The sequence below is a fragment of the Chryseobacterium defluvii genome (assembly GCF_003634775.1).
GTDB lineage: Bacteria > Bacteroidota > Bacteroidia > Flavobacteriales > Weeksellaceae > Chryseobacterium > Chryseobacterium defluvii.
Genome location: NZ_RBXB01000001.1, coordinates 815,554 through 837,386, shown reverse-complemented (window position 1 = coordinate 837,386; position 21,833 = coordinate 815,554). Strand labels below are relative to the sequence as shown.

The 21,833-nt window shown below is 36.8% G+C and carries 21 protein-coding genes; 10 read left to right on the top strand and 11 right to left on the bottom strand.

What is annotated here, in order from left to right; all coding sequences use genetic code 11:
• Positions 1-534 (bottom strand): NAD(P)H-dependent oxidoreductase, encoded by a 534-nt coding sequence (locus tag BCF58_RS04020; protein ID WP_121460495.1) that lies wholly within the window; start codon positions 532-534, stop codon positions 1-3.
• Positions 535-624: 90 nt separating this feature from the next.
• On the opposite strand from BCF58_RS04020, the gene BCF58_RS04015 reads away from it, so the two are divergent.
• The gene (locus tag BCF58_RS04015) at positions 625-981 is read left to right on the top strand and encodes a winged helix-turn-helix transcriptional regulator (RefSeq protein ID WP_121460494.1); all 357 of its coding nucleotides are present in this window, start codon (positions 625-627) and stop codon (positions 979-981) included.
• A 52-nt stretch (positions 982-1,033) separates the two neighbouring features.
• Entirely contained in the window at positions 1,034-1,861 is an 828-nt protein-coding gene (locus tag BCF58_RS04010; protein WP_121460493.1) for a peptidase associated/transthyretin-like domain-containing protein, read from the top strand.
• 16 nt (positions 1,862-1,877) lie between these two features.
• Here BCF58_RS04010 and BCF58_RS04005 read toward each other — a convergent pair whose 3' ends face one another.
• Complete coding sequence (locus BCF58_RS04005) at positions 1,878-2,597, bottom strand: DoxX family protein (RefSeq protein WP_121460492.1); 720 nt, start codon at positions 2,595-2,597, stop codon at positions 1,878-1,880.
• 287 nt (positions 2,598-2,884) lie between these two features.
• On the opposite strand from BCF58_RS04005, the gene BCF58_RS17640 reads away from it, so the two are divergent.
• The gene (locus BCF58_RS17640) at positions 2,885-3,013 is read left to right on the top strand and encodes a hypothetical protein (protein ID WP_262696984.1); all 129 of its coding nucleotides are present in this window, start codon (positions 2,885-2,887) and stop codon (positions 3,011-3,013) included.
• 38 nt (positions 3,014-3,051) lie between these two features.
• Positions 3,052-3,501 (top strand): hypothetical protein, encoded by a 450-nt coding sequence (locus tag BCF58_RS04000; RefSeq protein WP_147462017.1) that lies wholly within the window; start codon positions 3,052-3,054, stop codon positions 3,499-3,501.
• Positions 3,502-3,564: 63 nt separating this feature from the next.
• On the opposite strand, the gene BCF58_RS03995 is transcribed toward BCF58_RS04000, so the two are convergent.
• The 5 genes from BCF58_RS03995 to BCF58_RS03975 form a co-directional block, all read right to left on the bottom strand.
• Positions 3,565-4,116 (bottom strand): DNA-3-methyladenine glycosylase I, encoded by a 552-nt coding sequence (locus BCF58_RS03995; protein ID WP_121460490.1) that lies wholly within the window; start codon positions 4,114-4,116, stop codon positions 3,565-3,567.
• Between the two features lie 140 nt (positions 4,117-4,256).
• Positions 4,257-5,834, bottom strand: coding sequence for a DHA2 family efflux MFS transporter permease subunit (locus tag BCF58_RS03990; protein WP_121460489.1), 1,578 nt, complete (start codon positions 5,832-5,834; stop codon positions 4,257-4,259).
• 147 nt (positions 5,835-5,981) lie between these two features.
• Positions 5,982-7,085 carry an HlyD family secretion protein gene (locus BCF58_RS03985; protein ID WP_121460488.1) on the bottom strand — a complete coding sequence of 368 codons (1,104 nt, stop codon included), beginning with the start codon at positions 7,083-7,085 and terminating at the stop codon, positions 5,982-5,984.
• Between the two features lie 13 nt (positions 7,086-7,098).
• Entirely contained in the window at positions 7,099-8,418 is a 1,320-nt protein-coding gene (locus BCF58_RS03980; RefSeq protein WP_121460487.1) for a TolC family protein, read from the bottom strand.
• Entirely contained in the window at positions 8,402-9,028 is a 627-nt protein-coding gene (locus BCF58_RS03975) for a TetR/AcrR family transcriptional regulator (RefSeq protein ID WP_121460486.1), read from the bottom strand. Before BCF58_RS03975 ends, BCF58_RS03980 begins: the two co-directional genes overlap by 17 nt.
• A gap of 147 nt (positions 9,029-9,175) precedes the next feature.
• On the opposite strand from BCF58_RS03975, the gene BCF58_RS03970 reads away from it, so the two are divergent.
• Positions 9,176-9,403: a hypothetical protein gene (locus BCF58_RS03970; RefSeq protein WP_121460485.1), complete on the top strand. Its 228-nt coding sequence runs from the start codon at positions 9,176-9,178 to the stop codon at positions 9,401-9,403.
• A gap of 36 nt (positions 9,404-9,439) precedes the next feature.
• On the opposite strand, the gene BCF58_RS03965 is transcribed toward BCF58_RS03970, so the two are convergent.
• Positions 9,440-10,558, bottom strand: a complete 1,119-nt coding sequence (locus BCF58_RS03965; protein ID WP_121460484.1) for a DNA polymerase III subunit — start codon at positions 10,556-10,558, stop codon at positions 9,440-9,442.
• Between the two features lie 220 nt (positions 10,559-10,778).
• Here BCF58_RS03965 and BCF58_RS03960 point away from each other — a divergent pair, with 220 nt between their 5' ends.
• Genes BCF58_RS03960 through BCF58_RS03950 form a run of 3 tightly spaced genes read left to right on the top strand, consistent with a single transcriptional unit; the run spans position 10,779 to position 13,713 of the window.
• On the top strand, positions 10,779-12,068 hold the full coding sequence (locus tag BCF58_RS03960) for a hypothetical protein (RefSeq protein WP_121460483.1): 1,290 nt from the start codon (positions 10,779-10,781) through the stop codon (positions 12,066-12,068).
• Between the two features lies 1 nt (position 12,069).
• Positions 12,070-12,660 (top strand): LPS export ABC transporter periplasmic protein LptC, encoded by a 591-nt coding sequence (lptC, locus tag BCF58_RS03955; protein WP_121460482.1) that lies wholly within the window; start codon positions 12,070-12,072, stop codon positions 12,658-12,660.
• A 6-nt stretch (positions 12,661-12,666) separates the two neighbouring features.
• Positions 12,667-13,713: an anhydro-N-acetylmuramic acid kinase gene (locus BCF58_RS03950; RefSeq protein WP_121461038.1), complete on the top strand. Its 1,047-nt coding sequence runs from the start codon at positions 12,667-12,669 to the stop codon at positions 13,711-13,713.
• A gap of 29 nt (positions 13,714-13,742) precedes the next feature.
• Here BCF58_RS03950 and BCF58_RS03945 read toward each other — a convergent pair whose 3' ends face one another.
• Positions 13,743-14,132, bottom strand: coding sequence for an SRPBCC family protein (locus BCF58_RS03945; protein WP_121460481.1), 390 nt, complete (start codon positions 14,130-14,132; stop codon positions 13,743-13,745).
• Between the two features lie 106 nt (positions 14,133-14,238).
• On the opposite strand from BCF58_RS03945, the gene BCF58_RS03940 reads away from it, so the two are divergent.
• The gene (locus BCF58_RS03940; protein WP_317126232.1) at positions 14,239-14,784 is read left to right on the top strand and encodes an NUDIX hydrolase; all 546 of its coding nucleotides are present in this window, start codon (positions 14,239-14,241) and stop codon (positions 14,782-14,784) included.
• Here BCF58_RS03940 and BCF58_RS03935 read toward each other — a convergent pair.
• Complete coding sequence (locus BCF58_RS03935) at positions 14,777-16,048, bottom strand: UDP-N-acetylmuramoyl-tripeptide--D-alanyl-D-alanine ligase (RefSeq protein WP_121460479.1); 1,272 nt, start codon at positions 16,046-16,048, stop codon at positions 14,777-14,779. The genes BCF58_RS03940 and BCF58_RS03935 overlap by 8 nt on opposite strands.
• Positions 16,049-16,112: 64 nt before the next feature.
• A complete protein-coding gene (gene gldJ, locus BCF58_RS03930; RefSeq protein WP_121460478.1) occupies positions 16,113-17,714 on the bottom strand; it encodes a gliding motility lipoprotein GldJ in 1,602 nt (533 codons plus the stop codon).
• Between the two features lie 164 nt (positions 17,715-17,878).
• Between gldJ and porU the strand changes: the two genes are divergently transcribed.
• A complete protein-coding gene (porU, locus tag BCF58_RS03925; RefSeq protein ID WP_121460477.1) occupies positions 17,879-21,781 on the top strand; it encodes a type IX secretion system sortase PorU in 3,903 nt (1,300 codons plus the stop codon).
• The last annotated feature ends 52 nt before the right edge of the window (positions 21,782-21,833 follow it).

Genomic DNA, 21,833 nt, shown 5'->3' with positions numbered 1-21,833 from the left:
CTAATTCAACCGTTCAATAAATCCCAGATACATAGGAACACTTCTCTCAATCCATTCTTCGGAAGCATTACGTTCGATATCGTAATAGGCAAAAACTCCTTTATAGTCCGCCTTGATGTATTCAAAAGCCAATTCGAAGGGAGTAGTAAGCTCTTTCATGGTGTATTTATATTTCCCCGATGCGCTGTAGGCGTCCTCATCAATTCCTGTGGTAATCGCCAAAGCTATTTTCTTCCCACCTGCTTTATAGCCACTCTTGCTTCCGTAGGCCCAACCGTATAAAAGCACCTCATCGAACCATTTTTTCAAAAGCGGCGGACTGCTGAACCAGTAAAAGGGAAACTGGAATATGATTTTATCATAAGATTCTATTAATTCCTGTTCTCTCTGAACATCAATGATTCCATCAGGATAGGTTTGATACAATTGATGAATGGTGTATTTATCCGGAGATTTTTTCAGCTCATCGATCCACCTTTTATTGATTACTGAGTTTTCGATATCAGGATGAGTAACTATAATTAATGTTTTCATTCTTTAAAATTCTTTTGACAAAAATAATAGATGTAACTTAGATTCCGGATATTAGCTACCCATTGTAGGGTACTATAAAAAATGTAAGTAATGACTAAAATAAAGGAAAATTCAACCCATTTCGCGAATAAAAAAGCTCTTGCTGATGAATGTCCTGAAGTATATGCGTCCAATATTATCGGCGGACAATGGTCTTTAGCGATCTGCTGTTATCTCATTAACGGAAAATTGAGATTTGGAGAATTAAGAAAAAAGCTTCCGAATATTACGGAACGTATGCTTACTCTTCAGCTCCGCAAACTGGAAGAGAACAAGATTATCACCAGAACCGTTTATGCAGAAGTTCCTCCGCGTGTTGAATATGAGCTCACTCCTATCGGGCATCAATTGAAACCCATTATTGAAGAACTTGAAAAATGGGGAAAGGAACATAAAATTCTTGTTTAAGCAATGAGAGGTATGTAAAAATTTATGTAATTTGGTGGTATTGAAAAAACCGATGAAATTAAACATTCATAAACCCTGTACTGAAAATTGGGACCATATGCAAAGTTCGCTTCATGGAAAATTTTGTGATATATGTTCTAAGCACGTAGTTGACTTTACAGAGAAGACCGAACAGGAAGTCCAGGATATTTTTAATCAGGCAAACGGCAAAGAGGTCTGTGGTAAATTACCAGTATCATTTTCAAAAATAGCAACCGGAGTTATTTTAATCACTAACCTTACGTTTTCGCAGGCACAGACGACCGCCCATACCTTTGTTACAACAGAACAGAATACATCAAACTTGACAATGTTGTCAGGAAAACTTATTTTTAAAAACAGCAAAAAAGAAATTCCCAATGCGGAAGTAATTTTTATTCATAAAACTCAATATATCAAAACCTTTACGGACGAAAATGGTTATTTTTCTTTAGAAATACCGAGTGATCTTATTTCCAAACGAAATGTTCTGTCTTTCAACTTTGATACGCTGAATGAAAAAATCAGATCAAATCCTGAAAGAAAAGTACCCAATGTAATAGATGCGGATTTGTATGAAAATCAATCTATATTATTTACAAAAAATGAAACAATTAATGATAAAGTGTTTATTATAGAACCAGTGCAGCATTATTTAGGAGGGATTTCAATTATGCAAGATCAACCCCCTGATTATTATTTCTTTGATGGTAAAAGCATCAGTGAGAAAAAATTTGAAAGGCTACAAAATGAAAATCCAGATTATCAGTTTTTTATTTTTGGAGGAAAAGAAGCTCAGGCTATTGCCGGCAAATCTTACATAAGAACTTTACGTTTGTTATACTCAAAAAGAAGCCTCTGAAATTCAGAGGCTTCTTTTATTTAATTCCTGCTTTCTTTACCGTCCTTTCAAACTCATCAATAGAAGTATTCAATGGTTTTCCTTTTTTATGGATGCAATCACAAAAATGTTCGCCGGCTTTTTTTATGACCGGATCGTTGTTTTTAAATTGACTTGTACAATCTGACCATGTATTTCTGGGCTTAATATCATAAACATTCGTAAGGGTAAACCCTACCGTAAGAACTGCCAAAAAAACTCCGGCAAAAAATACAACCGGAAACTGATTATTCAGCTGTTTCGGTTTTTGTATAGGCTGGCTGAACGGCAGAATAATTTTTAGTTTGTCATAATCCCAGCAAAGCAGATACAAATTGGCAAGAACCATTAAGGGTGATGAAACCAGAGAGCCATCGAACCGTACGGATAATGACAGAACGCAAATATTCAGAATTATCGGAAAATAAATCAGGGCTCCTAATGTTGCGGTTCGAGGTATCAGTAAAAAAATAGCAGCCGTCACTTGGATTACGCCTATAAACGGATAATAATAGCCTGTTTCAAATAAGACCTGCAAATAGTGCCCCATCGGATGATTAGAGGATAAGGCTGTAAACCGTTCTCCCATTATTTTTACAAATCCGGAAGGCAGGAAACCTGCCGCCAAAGCAATACGGTTAAAAACTGTAAAGTACCGTAACCACCGGTTATGTTTTGCCTGGAAATGAATACGGTCAAAAGTAGATAATAGATTCATAATAATTTTAATAAGCAAAGAACTTTGAATTACAGAGTTAATATTTTTTTAAATAATCCCCTACTATTTTTAATATCAAAATTTACAACCTATTTCTAAACAAAAGTTAAAATTTAAATTTTATGATAATCCCATATAATAAGTCGATTAATATTTAGTTAATATAAAGAATCAGAGACTAAATAATGAATCATAACTAGAAATTATTATTTAAAAACCAAGAATTAATTCACACCTATTAGATATTTACAAAATATACCCGTAATTCAATATCAAATTAAAAAATTATGAAAAACAGCTTTACTTCATCCTCTGTACTCAAGATACAGCACTCCAAAACAAGATTCATTGGCCCGGAGCATGACAGAATCCGCATTACTGAAGACTGGTCTTCAGCATCCAAAAACGTAATTTAAAATCTAAACCTATATCATACTAAACTACTCCGATCAAAATGAAAAAGAACAACAGGAATACTGTCATCCGGAAAAACATACTTTCCATTTCAGTAGCCATTTTACTGTATATGCTTTTGTCAGTTTTTTTTATCATAGAATACAATAATATGTATAGTCAGATATTCATTATTCTTTTACTGGCTTTGTTAATTTTTATATCTGTAACCGTGAAATTATCTTATCTGAAATTGGATATTTTACCGGAAAATCTGTTGATAAGAGAACAGAATATTCTCAACCACAGCATAATGAGCACTAAAAGGCATCTGGACATTCCTTATGACTATATCAATGATTTTAAAATCAATAAAAATACCTTGAGCATCCATGTTAAAAATTCAAGCGAAGTCTCCAAGCTGAACTTCTCCATACACTGCTTTTCCCATAACGAAAAAAGAAAAATAGAGGAACTATTATCCGAAAGAATTGTAAAAATATCTAACTAGACTTATTTGATATAATTAATTGATTATTGCCCACAAAAAACCTCCGGAAATTCCGGAGGTTTTTTATTTCTTTTTCCACATGGGCTTATGCTGTAAAATGTCTTTATAAACCGGGCAGGTTTCTTTGTGAGCTCCTTCCAGATAACCAATACTCATTAAAAACTCATTGACAATTTCCCCACCGGTGAACTTAAAGGTTTTCTTAAAAAGTTTCATCCAATCCTGAAGAGTTGCAGGATGATGATGTTCGAGCCATTTTTCAAAGGAACCGAACTCTTTCTGAAGTTCAAGAACAGTTTTCGCATTTTCAATCGCTGCATTTACTTTGAGTTTATTTCTGATAATCTCAGGATCATTCAGAAGTCTTTCCCTGTCTTTTTCCGTGTAAGCGGCAATTTTCTGTATATCGAAATTACTGTAAGCGTTCCTAAAACCTTTTTCTTTTTTTAAGATCGTTTCCCAGCTCAGTCCGGCCTGATTAATTTCCATAATCAGTCTTCCGAACAATTCGTTATCATCATGAATAGGAAATCCATAATGATTATCGTGATAGTTTTTATGTAGCTCTTTCCTGCTTTCCGGCTGCATTCCATCTATGGCCAAACAATAACTCATGACAATATATTTTCAGTATTAATTAAAATTCTTTAGACGGGTAAAGATAAACTCATTTTTTGACAACTGTATGTCAGTAGAGAGACATTAAACTTACATTGTCACAAAAAAGCCTCCGGAAATCCGGAGGCTTTGTATGTTTAGTGCATCGCTTCACTTAAATCTAGCTTCTGTTTGCTTTTCCGTTCTTTTATAAACAAGATAAACGGAATACAAACCAGAAATATAACACCCAGATAAAGGAATACATCCATATAGGAAAGTACCGTTGCCTGTTTAGTGACCGATAGGTCCAGAATTTTATAAGCCGCATTCATAGCCGCATCAGGTGTCATTCCCTTCGCAACAAAGCTTGCCTTCAAACCATTCAGCCTTTGCTGTACATCAAAGCTGTTGATGTCAAGATGGGAAAGTAAATTCACTCTGTGTTTCTGACTTTCGTTCGCAATAAATGTAGTGATCGCAGCAATCCCGAACGAACCTCCGAGCTGCCTCATCATCCCTGTAAATGCAGCACCCTGCCCGATTTCCTGTCCTTTCAATGTACTTAGAGATAAAGAAGTAATCGGAATGAAAAGCAATCCTAATCCTGCCCCTCTTACGATCAACATCCAGAAGAAGGCATCTTTGCCCGTATCAGGCGTAAGGATTTTATATCCCCAGAAACTATAGATAAAGAAGATAAATAATCCTAAAGATACTAAAATCTGCTGTTTAGCTCCTTTTGTAAGCAATCTCCCTATGATGGGCATCATGAAAGCGGTTGTTAAGGCAGCAGGAATCATCAAAGCTCCCGACTGAAGGGCTGTCCATCCTAAAATACTTTGCGTATATAGCGGAACAATGAAGGTGGAGCCATATAATCCGAATCCTAAAACGAATGACATGAAGGTACCAATCCTTAAATTTCCGTTTTTCAATACCCGCAGTTCCACAATCGGATATTTGAACGTGAGTTCCCGCCAAAGGAAAAGTATGAATCCAATAACGGCTGTTGTAGTGAACGTTACAATCATTCCACTTTCAAACCAGTCTTCTTCATGCCCTCTTTCCAGAATAAACTGTAATGAGCCCACCGTAAGCGCCAATAAAGCAATCCCCAGCCAATCTACATCTGAAATCTTACGCTTTTCTGCATATTTAGGGCTTCTTACAAACTGAAGTGTCATTAATGTTGCTGCAATCCCGATCGGAATATTGATGTAGAAAATATAGGGCCAGCTGTAATTATCCACAATATAACCTCCCAATGGCGGACCCAAAGTAGGGCCGATGATCACTCCTAAGCCATAAATAGCTTGTGCCATACTTCTTTTTTCAATAGGATACGATTCGGTGATGATCGTTTGCGAGGTCACCAGTAAAGCTCCCCCGCCAATCCCCTGCATCAGCCTGAAAAATACCAGTTCCCAGATATTGGTGGCGTTTCCACACAGAAATGAAAATACTGTAAATATGATAATGGAAGCCGCAAAATAATTCCTACGTCCGAACTGCTGCGAAAGCCAGCTCGTCATAGGAACAATGATTACGTTCCCAATAGCATAAGCTGTAATTACCCAGCCCACTTCGGAAAGTGTAGCCCCCAGGTTACCCTTCATTTCGTTCAGGGCGACGTTTACAATGGTGGAGTCTACAATTTCAAGCAAAGCACAAAGAATAGCCGTGATGGTAATGATGACTCTGCGGGCTCCATATTCTACTAATGAATCTTGCATAAGTTTGTTATTATGTAAAAAAAGTCAATGGTGAATTTTGCTATGCAAGTGAATAGTGAATTAATTATACAACTACATATTTTATATTGATAGTAAAGCAATTCACTATTGACAACGAAGTTAATTGACCTTTTACAATTTTTAATGTTAGTTCAATATCACCTCAGCTTTCACATTCATTCCTGTTCTCAGCTTTTTGGCAATATTTTTATCAAGGTTTACGAAATCAATTTTCACAGGAAGCCTCTGGACTACTTTCACGAAGTTTCCACTTGCATTATCCGGCGGAAGAATGGAGAATGTAGCACCGGTTGCAGGAGAGAAAGATGCCACTACTCCGTCAAACTTGCTATCAGGAAAAGCATCAATTTCAATTTTCACTTTTTGTCCTTCAACCATTTTATCCACCTGTGTTTCCTTGAAGTTGGCAACAATCCATTTCTGATCATTTTTCACTAGGCTGAACAATTGGGCACCGGCCTGCAAATATTGTCCGGTCTGGATCGGAACTTTTCCTACATACCCGTCTTCAGGAGCAACAATTACCGTATAAGACAGGTTAAGCCTTGCATTTTCCACATCTACTTCTCTTTGTTTAGCCACAGAGCTCGCCACATTGATTTGTTGAGAACTTGCCACTGTTTGTGATGAAGCTGCACTTGTTTGCTGGGCAATCTGGTTTCTCTGATCCACGAGAACCTGTAATTGTTTATCTGCAGACTGCTTAGCTGCTAAAGCCTGTTCATATTGTTGTTCTGTAATAGAATGGTCTTTTACAAGATTGCTATATCTTTTCAGATCCTGAGACGTTTTCCATACATTTACCTTTGCTGCTTCTATCTGGGCATTCGCAGTGGCAACAGCCGCTTCCGAAGTATTGATATTTTTAGAAGTTGCCGTAGTGGTTGCCTGTGCCGTAGAAATATTGCTCTTTGCAGTAGCCAGGGCTGCTTCAGCCTGTTGCAATGCCATCTTCTGATCTCTGTTATCTAAAATAACAAGAGTATCCCCTTTTTTCACAAACTGGTTATCCTTTACTTTTACTTCTGCCACATAACCGGAAATTTTAGAAATTACCGGGGCCATATTGGAAGCAATCTGCGCATCATCGGTTTCTTCATGAGTCTGACCATAAGAATAGGCTCTGTAACCGTAAATTCCGCCTCCGATTACTACAGCAGCTAAAATGATGGGAAAGACTAAACTTTTTTTCTTTTTAGGTTCGATTGCCTGTGTATTATTATTTTCCATTTGGGTATCGTTCTTATTTAATTGTTAAAGTTCCTGTTGTCTGTAATAGTTTTCTGTAGGCTAAGGCGGCATCAGCTTTTGCATTAATCACTCCCACATTAGCCGAGATCTGTGCGGCATCCGCATCTAAAAGTTCAGTCATGGTAGCCAAACCATTATCAAATTTATTCTTGGTAATCCTGTAATTCTCATTAGCCTGTAATGCTGATTTTTCAAAAACGGCAATTCTCTGTTTTGAATAATCTGCATTCTGATATTCCTTGTTGACTTCAAGCTTGATATTATCATTCAATAATTCGTTGGTAGCATCCAGCTGCATCTCTCTTGCATGAGATTGCTTTAAAGCTGAGTTTTGCTTCCAAAGGTTCGCCAGATTATAAGAAACGCCTACTCCTACATTTACCGCATTATAAATGGTGATGAATTTCGGGGCATCTGCAGCAACGTAACCACCCGTTAATGCCACTGTAGGATAATTTTCAGCTTTTGCCGCCTTAGTTCCCAATGCTGCTGCTTTTCTCTGCTGATCCAAGGCAAGCAGGTCTTTTCGGTTTTGCTGGGCTTCATTAAGATAATAGCTTACAGGTTGGGTTTCCTGGATTTCTTCAATATAGTTGGGATCAACTTCCAGTTCTGTAGTCTCCGGGAGCCCCAACAATAAGTCCATATTGATATTGGCAATGTTGTAATTGTTTTTGGCTTCAAGAAGCTGAAGCTCAATATTAGAAGTCTGAAGATTTGCCTTTAAGCGGTCATTTCTGGCAATCACTCCGTTATTTTCCAGCTTAAGGAAGGTTTCATCTCTTTTTTCGGAAGCCGTAAGGTTTTCTTCCAGCACTTTTATGGACTGGCTCGCTTTGAATAAGTTATTATAAGCTTGTGCCACATTATAGGCAATAGCAACTTTATCGTTCTCTGTGCTTAGTTTTGCAGCTTCTACCAGATATTTCGCTGATTCAATTCCGTATTTGATTCTTCCCCCGGCGTACAATGGCATGGATAAGCTTGCCTGTCCCAGAAATACAGATTTCGGAGCTGCCATTTCGCCGTTACCGGCGCCGGACTCTCCTAAAAATTTCAGATCAACCTTTGCATTGGTGAGACGCATATAACTTCCTGATAATTTAAGATCCGGAAGCTGTTTGTTTTTAGCTTCAAGAAGATCAGCCGTAGCTTCTTCAATTTTAGCAGCATCAATCTTAAGATTTTTACTGTTCTGAATTCCCATCTGTACAGCTTCATCCAACGTAAGTTGTTTTTTCTCCTGGGCATTCACATTGGCAATTCCTATAAAAAAGAATATGGCAATGACTGAGTTATTTATTCTCTTCATAACCTAAAAGGTCTTTTAGTAAGTATTTTATATGGTTTTTAAGTTCTGTGTAGTATTTTTCATCAAAAGTTTCCTCCTCCTCCGTATTATGAAGAAATTCTTTATACATTTCTTTGGCATTGGAAGCATAAAACAAAGTTCCGCTCACTGTGGCATGGAGTAAATAGATGGGAGGATTTTTAGTGAAAATTCCTTTTTTCAGTCCGCTCTCCAATACTCTTGAGTACATGGTGATAAATCCCATTTTGGTTTGTTTGAGGAATTCTACGATCTGGGGATTTTCCGTATACAACTGTTCCCTTTGCATGATCCTGTAAAAACATTTATGGTTTCTTACTCTTCCGGTAAACTGTTCCACAATCTTTTCTATTTTTTCCCATTCATTGATATCGGTTCTTTCCAAAATATCTTTTGAAAAAAATTGTCCTTCATTCATCCTGTATTCAACCAGCTTCTCATATAATTTTTCTTTTGAACCGAAATAATAGGAAATCATAGAAATATTCACCTGGGCCGCCTTGGCAATCTCCCTGGTGGAAGTGCCTTCAAAGCCCTTTTCAGCAAAAAGCTTTTCTGCAGCAAATAATATATTTTCTTCTTTTGAAATCATTTCACTTCTATTTTTTCAGGGGGCAAATTTACACAACTTTTTTAAACAAATCAAACGATTGATTGATTTTTAATTTATTTTTAATTTTTTGTTAATACAACTCACTGAAATTATTATATTTGACTTCAGATAAAAAATTATAGAATTATGAAAAAATTTATTTCCGTTTTAGCGGTTGCAGGATTGTTTACCTTCAGCTTTGCACAGGAAACACCTAAGGCAGGATGTTGTGCAGGTAAAGACAAAAAAGAATGCTCAGTACAAGATAAAAAAGCATGTGGTGATCATCACAAATCTTGCGATTCCAAATCAAAAACAGCTGAAAACAGCAAACCTAAGACGAAAACAGCGGCAAAAGTAAAGAAAGCTGCTTAATAGTAACATAATAGTCCTGAATATTCAGGACTATTTTTATGTATTTTTATGAATATATCTTGATAATTTTATTCCTAAATCCGTCCAGATAATTTTCGGATTTCCATTTCTGGTCAAATGAAGATCGGCGGTGTTGATCTCTTCTAAGATGCTCTCAATATTGCCGCCGCTAATAAATTTGGAAAAGCCCGTCCAATTGAAACCGTTCGCATCAATTTTCTTATACACCAGGCTTTCTGATTGATAGTTCTGAAGCAAGGCCAGTCTAAAGATTTCAGAGCAATAATTAAGAAAGTTTTTTTGTTTTTCTCTGTTCCACCCCGATATTTCCCTGGCCCAGAAAATAATATTTTTAAGGAATTCAGGTTTCTTTTTCACCTGAAAGGCATCACGTACCCATTGAATGAATAATTTTTCGAATTCATCATTCTTATTCCCGGAATTAAGAAGCTTTACAGCTTCATTTAGGTCTCCCTGGGCTTCATGGATAATTTCCTTCGCTTTTTCTTCTGAAACGGAAAAATGGGTCCGGATATATTTTTCCAGGTCTTCGTCATTGATTCTGTGAACTTCCACTATCTGGGTCCTGGAAAGGATGGTGGGAAGAATATCATTGGTGTTTTCGGCGGTAAGAAGGATAAGGGTTTTCGCCGGCGGTTCTTCCAGAAACTTAAGGAACTTATTCGAAGCGGAAATATTCATTTTATCAGCTCTCCAGACAATCAGGATTTTGGTTCCACCTTCAAAACTTTTGAGTGAAAACTTTTGATTCTGATCATCTATTTCATCTGCAGAAATAAAAAGCTGCTTGTTCTCAGAATCCAGAAATGCAGTCCAGTCATCATAACTGGCATAAGGAGATGCTAAAATCATTTCCCTGAATTCTTCAAACTTATTCTTGCTTAAAGAATTTTTGTTGTCCGTATACACAGGAAAGCTAATATGCAGATCTAAATGATTCAGATGCTCAACTTTTGAAGCGGCGTGCTCATTTTCCCCGTTTAAAATTTCTTTTGCATAGGCTAAAGCAAGAGGTAATGTACCGTAGCCTTCTTTTCCTACAAAAAGCTGGGCATGGCTTACTCTGTTTTCCGCAATACTATCTTTTAGAAGTTTTTTCAGGTTTTCTTGTCCGGCAATATTCTCCCAATTCATGTTTCAAAGATAAAGAATTTTGTGAAAGAGTAGATTTGTGACCTGTGAATTTTGCTTCGCAAGTGAATGATCAATTGATTACAATATATTCATTATTCTCATTCACAATTGACTATTGCCATTCAGAATCCGTCTTTTTCCCCTTAACAAACTTTAACCTCATGAAATTTTTACAATTCATTAATATTTAAGATATTTGCGCATTGTTTAAAAATATAGAATGAAAAAAATCTTTGTACTATCATTCATATCAGTCGGGTATTTCCTTAATGCACAGAGTTTAAGTAACTCACCTTATGCAACCTACGGAATTGGAGATGTAAAATATGATAATACGATTGAAACTACCTCAATGGGGGGTATATCAACTGCTTTTATAAGTGATTTCACCAGTAGCTTTAACTTTGCCAATCCAGCCAACAATGCCAATTTTGAACTTACAAGCATCAAACTGGAGGCAACCAACGAAAATAATTATTTCAAATCTGATTATAATAATACGAAGTCTACGAAACATTCTACGTATTTATCCAATATCTCATTAGCGTTTCCTTTGTCTCCAAAGGTAAAAATGGGACTTTCCTATCAGCCGTACAGTTCAAAAAGTTATGATATTCTTCATTCCGAAATTATAAAGAACGAAGATGGTACGGAAACCGAAGTACGAAATCGTTTCAAAGGAACCGGTACATTGAACACAGCACAGGCTGCTGTTTCATATAAAATCAACCAGGAATTTGCGGTGGGCGTAAGAGCTAACTTATATTTCGGAAACTTATATGATATCAATGAACTTGCCTCTTCCAATGCAGAGTTAATTAATGGTTATGAAACTAAAAACAGTATCAAGAACTTCAATTTCACTCTGGGTGCCAGCTACCAGCATTTAAATACAAGTACAGACCGTAAGCTCACCATCGGTGCAACAACAACTTTCGGAAATTCAAGTAATATGACGACTGATTATACCAACAGTACCTATTATTATACTACGGGAGACGTAAAAGCCGGTGAAACCATCATTGAACAGAAAAGTACAAAATCTAAAAACCTTTTACCATTACAGGCTTCTTTAGGTATTGGATACGGTAGTGAAAACCAATGGTTTGTTTCCCTTCAGGGAGATTATAAAAAAGGAGAAACCGTTTCTTATTTCGGAAGCACTTTTGATTTTGAAGATTCTTACAGGATTTCTGCCGGAGGATGGTATCTTCCGAACTATAACAACTTCAGGAGCTATTTTTCAAGAGTGGTATACCGCTATGGTGCTTTCTATGAAAAAGGTAACTTAAAGATAGCAGGAAACAATATTAATAAATTCGGGGTTTCCGCAGGTGTTCTTCTTCCATTCAAAAACAGCAGTATTACAAGAATGAGTGGTCTTGAACTCGGACTGGAAGTAGGTAAGCGTGGTACATTAAAAGATAATTTAATTAACCAAAATTTCATTAATTTCAGAATAGGCTTTAACTTTGCTGACAGATGGTTCAGAAAAACCCTATATAACTAGAATGAAGTTTGTATCAAACATATCATATAAAAATATAGCATACCTTTTTAGTTGTGCTATATTTTTTATATTGACCTCCTGTGAAGAAGACCTTACCAAAACAAATGCAAATCAGAATAAAAACTTTCCTTCACAGATCATCAACAATGCCAATATCATCCAACGTGATTCCGGCTTTGTAACCCTGAGGGCTACTGCTCCCATCATCGAAAAATATGAACTGATAGACAGTCCGTATGTAGTGGCCAAAAAAGGGATAAACATCCAGTTTTTTGATAAGAAAAAGCCTAAGGTTCCCGGGAAAATAACCGCTAAATATGCGCGTATTTTCGAATATAAAAAATTCTATGAAGCTAAAGGCGATGTGAGAATCACTACCAATGAAGGGCAGCGATTTGCCATGCAAAGCATTTACTGGGACCAAAGAAAGAACCGTATTTATACTAAAGACACGGTATATGTTACCATGGAAGATGGTTCCACACTCGTAGGAGCTAACGGAATGACTGCTAAAGATGACTTTTCCGAATATACATTCTTTAATAATTCCGGTGATTTCAGTACCCAACAACTTACCGAAAAACAAAAATAAGCTATGATGATCTCACAGGCGATCGGCTTAATGTCCGGAACAAGCCTAGACGGACTGGATATCTGTTTTGCCAGATTCGAAAAAAGCGAACAGGTTTGGAGCTTTGAAATCCTTAAATCGGAAACCATCCCCTACCCGGATTCCTGGGAAAATAAACTCAGAAACGCTATTTACCTCTCTGCAGAAGAGCTGTTGGAATTGCACTCTGAATACGGCTTTTATTTAGGACGGCAAGTTCAGGAATTTATCCAAAAAAATAAACTTAGTCATATCGACCTGATTTCTTCTCACGGTCATACGGTTTTTCATCAGCCTCAAAAGAAATTTACCTTACAGATTGGAGACGGCAGAGCCATTAAACTGGAAACAGGAATTCCTGTAGTTTACGACTTCAGATCGCAGGATGTCCTGTTGGGGGGAAATGGAGCTCCTCTGGTTCCGATCGGAGACGAATTGCTTTTTTCCCAATATGATGCATGTCTCAATTTAGGAGGATTCTCAAATATCTCATTAAAAGCTAATGGAAAAAGGATTGCTTTTGATATTGCCCCTGTAAATATTGTTTTGAACAGGCTCGCTCAGCAATTCAACAAAAGCTTTGATGAAAATGGTGAGCTGGCCGGAAAAGGAAAAATAAATACTTCTATTTTAAACATTCTTAATTCATTAGATTTTTATAAGCACTCACGTCCGAAATCTCTGGGAATTGAGTGGTGCAATACATATATTTTCCCTTTGATAGAAAATATTGAGTACATAGATTTCATGGCCACCTTTACAGAGCATATAAGCCAACAAATTTCAAGGGTTATCAATGAAAATAATCTTAAAAATATTCTGTTTACAGGAGGTGGAACGTATAATTCTTTTTTGATTGAGAAAATAAGGGAGAAAACCCGGGCGGAAATAATCATCCCTGAACCAGGTATTATTGATTATAAAGAGGCCTTGATATTTGCTTTTATGGGGGTTTTAAGGCTGAACAACGAGATCAATGTCTTTTCCTCCGCGACGGGAAGCTCCAAGGATCACTGCTCCGGAATTATGGTATAAAAAAACCTTCATTGCTGAAGGTTCTTTTTTTATTTATAAGCTTCGATCTTATCCGTTAAGGCATTGATGAAATTCTGTAAAGGCTTTTCTACCATCATCTTGATAAAAGGATTGAATTTTCCTTCAAAAAGCATCTGAACTTCCGTCTGGTTTTCATTAATAGGATTCAGTGTTGCCGTCAATGAGAAATCCAAACTTGAACTTGCAGATTTCAAAACCGCTTTCTGATCATTTACCTCATCTATCTTCAACGCAATTTCCGGCATTCCCTGTAACCCGAATTTAAAACCGTCTTCTCTTGTTTCAAATTTTTGAAGACCATCTGGCATAAAGTCTTTATAGTTTTCCGGAGATTTTAATATTTCAGTAAGCTCTTTAGATGATTTATTGACAATAATCTTTCGTCCTTCTAAATTCATTTTTTTATTTTTGTATTTAAATTCTAATTATTACAAATATATGTATAAAGTTTTTGTGAACGAAAAAAAATTATTATTGTCTAAGCAATCTGAAAACTTAGAAAAAATGCTTAGATACGAAAACGTCACAAGCTTGGAAATCGCTTTGGATCTTCTCGAAAATACATCTGTAAAAGAATTGAATGTTTTTGGTGAAAATATGGATGAGATCTGGGCAGAATTTCAAAATCTGTTTAGAATCATTGAAGCTGCAGGTGGCATTGTAAGCAATGCTGACGGCGATATTCTTTTTATCAAAAGACTTGGCAAATGGGATCTTCCTAAGGGGAAAATGGAAAAAAATGAATCCAGGGAAGAGTCCGCAGTAAGGGAAATTGAAGAAGAAACGGGACTAAAAGATGTAACGCTAAATAAATTCATCAATACTACTTATCATATTTACATTGAAAGGAACGGTGAGAAAATCCTGAAATGTACCCACTGGTTCGATATGAGCTTCAAAGGTGAGGATACTTCCAAACCGCAAACCGAGGAAGGAATTACGGAGGTGGCCTGGAAAAATGTTTCTCAAATAGAAAATGAGGTCTTTCCTAATACTTTCAAAAATATTGAACTGATCATTAAAGAATTCTGGAGCAGCAACATTAAATAAACTCTGCTGCCTTTTCCAGTGAAATTCCTCTCGAAGCTTTTAACAGGACATTTTCGGACTGAATCCTGTGAAGCTTTAAATAATCTATCAGATCTGCTGTATTTTTAAAAGAAATGGCGGAAGAATTGACATTTTTAAAGTTTTTCCCTACGGTAATAATTTCATCGAAGCCTAATTCCTGAGCCAGTTTCAGGATATTCTGATGTTCCTTTGCACTTTCTTCACCCAGTTCCAGCATATCTCCGATGATAATGGTTTTACGGCCTTCAAATGTTATAAAGTTACTCAGAGAAGCACTCATTGAACTCGGATTGGCATTATAGGTATCCAGAACTAATGTTTTATCGCCTTTCTTAACGATTTGAGAACGCATATTCGTTGGAACATAATTTTCAACCGCATTTTTAATCTTTTCTACTTCGATTCCAAAATGGAGACCCAGGCTTGCAGCAGCACAAAGATTGGTAAAGTTATATTCTCCGGTAAGCCTGGAAAGTATTTTTGTTTCATGATAAACCAATCCCACACAATGTTCTTCTGAAAAAGATTCGAAATAATAATCGGAGTCATTTTTTCCAAAAGTTACTGTCGGCTCATAATCTTTGGTTTTTTCCATCTGAATTGTATCGTTTTCATTCACCACAATGGTCCGATGGTGGCTTATGAGAAAATCGTACAGTTCAGATTTTCCTTTGATCACTCCTTCAAATCCTCCAAATCCTTCCAAATGTGCTTTACCGAAATTGGTAATATACCCATAATCCGGTTGAGAAATAGTACATAATAATTCAATTTCTTTTTGATGATTGGCTCCCATTTCTATAACCGCCATTTCATGTTCCGGTTTGATGGAAAGAATGGTTAAAGGCACTCCGATATGATTGTTTAAATTGCCTATGGTATATTGAACATTATACTTTTCTGACAGAACAGCGTGAATCAGTTCTTTCGTTGTTGTTTTCCCGTTACTCCCTGTAAGTCCGATAATCGGGATCTGAAGCTTATTCCTGTGATATACCGCCAAATCCTGAAGAAATTGCAGAGTAGAAGGAACATAAAAAATATTTTTGCTGATATTTTCAAAACCCTTCTGTTCAACAATTACCGCTAAAGCCCCTTTTTCCACCGCTTGATCAGCCAGCGTTGCCGCATTGAAATTGTCTCCGGAAAAAGCAAAGAAAACATCATTTTTCTCAATCTTTCTGCTGTCTATGGTAACTTTATCGGACTTTAAAAATAAGGGATAAAACTGTTCTGTATTCATAGGTCAAAAATAAAAAACCTTCCGATAATCCGGAAGGTTTTTTATAAGTATTTTTTGATAAATATTATCTTCTTGTTCTACCTTTATCGCTAACTCTAGCGTCCTGAGCTACACGGAATCCAATCCATCCGTATGCTCTGTTCTGGTCTTTATATCTTCTTTGACCCGGATCCAACCAATACGCTGTATCCTGCCAAGAACCTCCTTTTACTACTCTGATATCATTCGTCATTGCGGATGTTCTCTCTTTAGTATCTTTCTGCAATACCACTCTACCGCTTCCGTCTACAACGAATCTTTGTGTAGGAGCGTTGTACATATTGAAAGATGTTGTAGAATCACCTGCTCTGTAATACTCAAGAGAAGATTGTCTGTCACCATCTCTGTAGTTTCTGTAATCAGCAATAGTTTCTCTTTCGTACTGTCCAGGTAAGTTTCTGTAAACCAATCTTCCGTCAGCTAAAGTGTCGTATTTAATGCTGCTTTCATCTACCATTTTATAAGTACCGTCACCGTTTCTTACAATAGCCTGAGGCATGTTTCCTCTGTAGTAGTTGAAGTCACTCATGTCTTCATCAATGATAGGTCTGTAAACGTCGGCAGTCCATTCAGAAACGTTACCATACATACCATAGATTCCTAAGTCATTGGAAGGGTATTGTCTAACGTCTGAAGTTCTTGCAGATCCGTCATTTTTCCATCCGGCAATACCGGAATAGTCACCTCTACCCATTTTGAAGTTTTCCATGTACATTCCTTTATCTCTTCCCTTAGTACCTCTAAGTCTTTCGATTTCAGGTTTTTTACCTAAGTACTGGTTGTATTCTCTGTTTTTAGCCATACCAAGAGCTGCATATTCCCATTCCACTTCTGTTGGAAGTCTGAATTTCTGAACCATTGCTGCACTTGGAGCTCTGTTAGCAGCTAAAAGTCTTTGGTTTGTAGTTTTCAAACCTGTTCTTTGCTGTAATCTCTGCTCATTGATATACCCTTGCATTTCAGGATCATTCGATTTGAATTTATCCATGTTGAATGCAGTTCCTCCCTGGTTATTAGATTCATTGATATATAAATCTTTGGCAATGATACCAGCTTGCATTAAAGCTTTTTCGTTCGCTCTGTCTGTAAGCCATTCGCAATATCTGTTTGCCTGAGTCCAGGAAACCCCTACTACAGGATAGTAGTCGAATTCAGGAGAACGGAAATACGTTTCATTGTAATCGTTTCTGGATAATTTGTTATCCCACAATAAGGTATCAGGTAATGCACCGTTATAGATTTCCTTAAAGCTAGGATCGCTTGGTGGGAATACATACTTCAACCATGTAAGGTATTCGCGGTATTCATAGTTAGTAATTTCTGTTTCCCCGATGAAGAAAGAACTTACCTGCATTCTGCGAGGAGAGTTATTCCAATCGTGCATAACATCATCTTTCACTAATCCCATTGTAAAAGTTCCACCTTCTACATATACCATTCCCGGCCAACCTTTCTGCTTTTGTTGCTTTCCTGCAAAAAACCAACCTTGTTTTTCGTTTGGTTTCCAACCCGTTTTGCTGACAAATTTTTTAGTACCACCACCTTTGCTAGTACCTGATCCACCACAACTGGTTAATGCAAGTGTAGAACTTAATGCTATTAATGAAAACAACTTTAGTTTTTTCATAGTCGATATAAATATTTTCAAAGTACAAAGAAAAAATAAATTATTCAATAAATCAAGTAAAGATTTGATTTTTTTGAAAAACGATAACAAATTAATTTTATTGTATTATAATTTAATTATAAAATTTTCATTTATTTTGTAATTCAGAAATTTCAAAAACGAACATGAGACAAAAAATCGCGATTTTATTTCTAATATTCTTTGTATCAGCAATTTACGCCCAAAGAACCACCATTGAATGGGGAGGTTCTAAAATTCTGGACTTCGGTGATACAAAATTAAATCTTCCGAATTTCAAAAATGAAGGATTTTCTTTCAGCCAAAATAACATTTTTATACAAACAAAACAAAAAATAGGAGAAAAGCAGTTAAAAGTTTCAAATCCTGTGTGGGAAACGGTTTCCGGCAAGGAACTTTATGACATGAACAAAGATCTGCTTCCCAACTACGATATTGCAGATATCACTTATTATTATCTGGAAGGAGAAAGATATGCAGGCATTAACGTTTCCCTTTTTAAAAATGTAAAAGGAAGGGTTCAGCGGTTAGCTTCATTTGAAGTTTCCGAAACATCGGTTTCTACCAACTTTGGGAGTACCTATAAAGTTGGAACTACCAATAACCCCCTATCCAGTGGAAATTTTTATAAAATAAAAGTTGACAAGTCCGGGATTTTCAAAATTACAACCCAGTTTTTAAAGGACATTGGAATCAATCCATCAACCGTAAATCCAAAAAATTTCAGAATTTACGGAAATGGAGGGATCATGCTTCCGGAACATAACCAGGATGTAAAATATAGTGCATTACAGGAAAATGCCATACAGGTAATAGGCGAAGATGACGGAGTATGGAATGATGGAGATTATGCGCTTTTCTATGCTCAGGGACCGAATGGATATAACCTATACGATACAACCAACGGAAACGGATTTAAAAGAAAGGACACCAGAAACGACAGAAGCAATAACCTTAAAAACATTTATGAAGATTTCTCTTATTATTACATCAATGTAGATAAAGGATTGGGGAAAAGAGTGCAACCGGTAGACGTTAACCTTCCGGCCTCCTTAATTACGAGATATGATAATTACCAGGTTATCAATAATGATCAGAAAAACCTCTTGAAAGTAGGAAGAATTTGGGTTGAAGACGCTCCTCTTATTGCAGATAAAACGGTGACATTTACCACAGCTTCACCTATTCAGGCAGGAGACGAAATAAGATACAGAGCACAGGTAGTAGGATATAAATCCCAACAAAACACTATTGGATTTGATATTAATAACCAAAATCCACTGACTGTTTCTGTTCCTGCTAATACCCCGGGCTATTCTTTTGATTTTTACCAGGCAAGATATAGCGGAAGTATTACCAATTTATCCGGATCACAGATTTCATTCAACCTGAAACCCAATATCGCCGTAAACCCTAACGGAGTTTTCTATATAGATTATGTGGAAGTACAGTATAAAGATAATCTGAGCTTTAATGGCACCCAAATGAACTTCAGGGATTTTTCTTTGGTAAGTGGTAATAATACCAATTATGGCTTCAGTGTTGCCAATGCTTCAGGAATTGAGCAAATATGGGACGTTACAGACATCACCAATGCCAATAGAAGGGTAAATAAAGCTACAGGAAATGCCGTTTTCAATTTCGGATATTTTACTTCTGATCCTAATTTCAATAATGAATTTGTAGCTTTCAGGGCCGATGCAGCTTTTACCCCTCAGATTGTAGGCAAAATAGCGAATCAGGATCTGTCTTCCTTACAAAATGTGGATTACCTGATCATTACAGTACCTGAAATGATGGGACAGGCTCAGAGATTAGCCAATTACCATCAGACTAAAAATAATTACAATGTACAGATTGTTGATGCCAATAAGATCTACGAAGAATTTGGCAGCGGGAGCAAAGACCTTACTGCGGTAAGAGATTTTGTCACTAAACTCAATACTCCTCTGGGAAGATTAAAGTATGTATTTATATTGGGAGATACGTCTTATGATTATAAAAACAGGATTTCCAATAACACCAATGTAGTTTCAAGTTATCAGAGTGAAGAGTCGAATGACTTCATCAGTTCTTTTGTTACTGACGATTATATTGTCATGACAAAACCCCAGACAACATCCTTTATAACCAATAATCTTCCGGACCTGCCCGTAGGAAGAATTCCGGCAGCGAATGTTACGGAAGCCACCAATATGATGGATAAAACATTAGCGTATTACAATTCTTTGCCGAGCCAGTCTACTCCATTTGGAGAATGGCGTATGAAGCTGGATTTTGTAGTGGATGATGATCACAATGAAGATGCCGCCAACCCTATCCCTTTCCATACCACCATGAACAATTCTTTGGTAAGTATTTTTGAACAGCCGGGAAATGTTCTGAAAGAATATAATGTAAGAAAGCTCTATCTGGATGCCTTCCAGGCTCAAAGTACAGCCGGAGGACAAAGATATCCGCAGGTAAACCAAGCAATCTCCAATGATATCGGAAACAGCTTATATCTTTTCTACTTCGGACACGGAGGAATTAACGGATGGGCACAGGAAAGGGTATTGACGTCTGATGAAGTTCAGAACTCCAATAATTTCTCTAATGTATACAGCAGATTCCCTTTCGTTTCAACAATTACGTGTGAATTTACTCTTTGGGATGAACCGGGCACGGTTTCGGCAGGGGAACAGTTCATCAAATTAAAACAAGGCGGTGTTTCTACGATGATCACTTCAAGCCGCGCAGTAGGAATTGGCTATGGAATAGATTTCACCGGTCTTTATACCAGGGAGATCTTCAAATTGGTTAATGATGATTTCGAGTCCTTAGGAAATGCCCACCTTAATGCTAAAAAAATCCGTGGGAGTGATTCCAATCACCTGAAGGTAAATTTCCTTGGGGATCCGGCAATGAAATTAAGCAGGCCTCAGAGATTACTGGTCATTGACAATATAGAAACTCCGGTACCGGGACTCATCAGAGGTTTGGATTTCGTAAAAGTAAAAGGACACATCAACAATCCGAACGGAACTGTTAATACAAGCTTCAACGGACGGGTTGTCATTAATATTTTTGATAAGAGACTGAATAAAAAGACATTGAATAATGATGGCGGCTTACCTGTTTTGAATTATACAGAAGAAGGAAGCGCTATTGTAAAAGCTTCGGGAACTGCGGTAAATGGTGTATTCACTGTAGAGTTTTATGTTCCGAAGGATATTAATTATGCAGTAGGTGAAGGTAGAATACTGGGCTACGCAGATAATAAAGCTACTGACGTATTCAACAATCAGCCTGTACAGGTGGGAGACATTAATCCCAACGGAATTAATGATAGCGAGCCTCCTAAAGTAAAATTATATATGAATAACACCAATTTTGCCAACGGAGGTATTACCGATCAAAATCCGATGCTTCTTGCTTGTATAACCGATGATACTGGAATCAATTCCACAGGTTCGGGAATCGGGCACGACATTACAGTGTATCTGGACGGGCAGATTATCAATACCATCGTTCTGAATGATTTCTTTGCTTCAGGAGAGGGGAACGGATGTCTGAATCCAAGTCTGACAGATTATCAGAAAGGTAATGTAACCTATCCTTTCAGAAATTTGGCGATCGGGCAGCATCAATTAACATTTAAAGTTTGGGATATAAACAATAATTCTACGACTGCTACGTTAAATTTTGAAGTTAAGGATGAGTCCGATCAACATCTGATCATCAACAGACCACTGAACTGGCCGAATCCTTTTACGAACAAAACGTATATACAATTTGAGCATAATTGTGATGATATTCTGGATGTAAACGTTCAAATTTATACAATAACCGGAAAATTGGTGAGAACTTTATCACAAGCAGTTGTTGCTGAACCGTTCCTGCAGGGCTTTAGAACGCCACGTCAGGCTATAGAATGGGACGGAAAAGATGATTTTGGTGATACAGTTGCAAAAGGTACGTATATTTTTAAGATATTTGCAAAGAGTCAAAATCAAGAAAAATGCAAAGGAAGTGCTACAGCTGTAGAAAAAATGGTACTTTTGAAATAATTTTAAAATAACATAGATAATAATATTAATAAAAAACTGATAATATATAAAA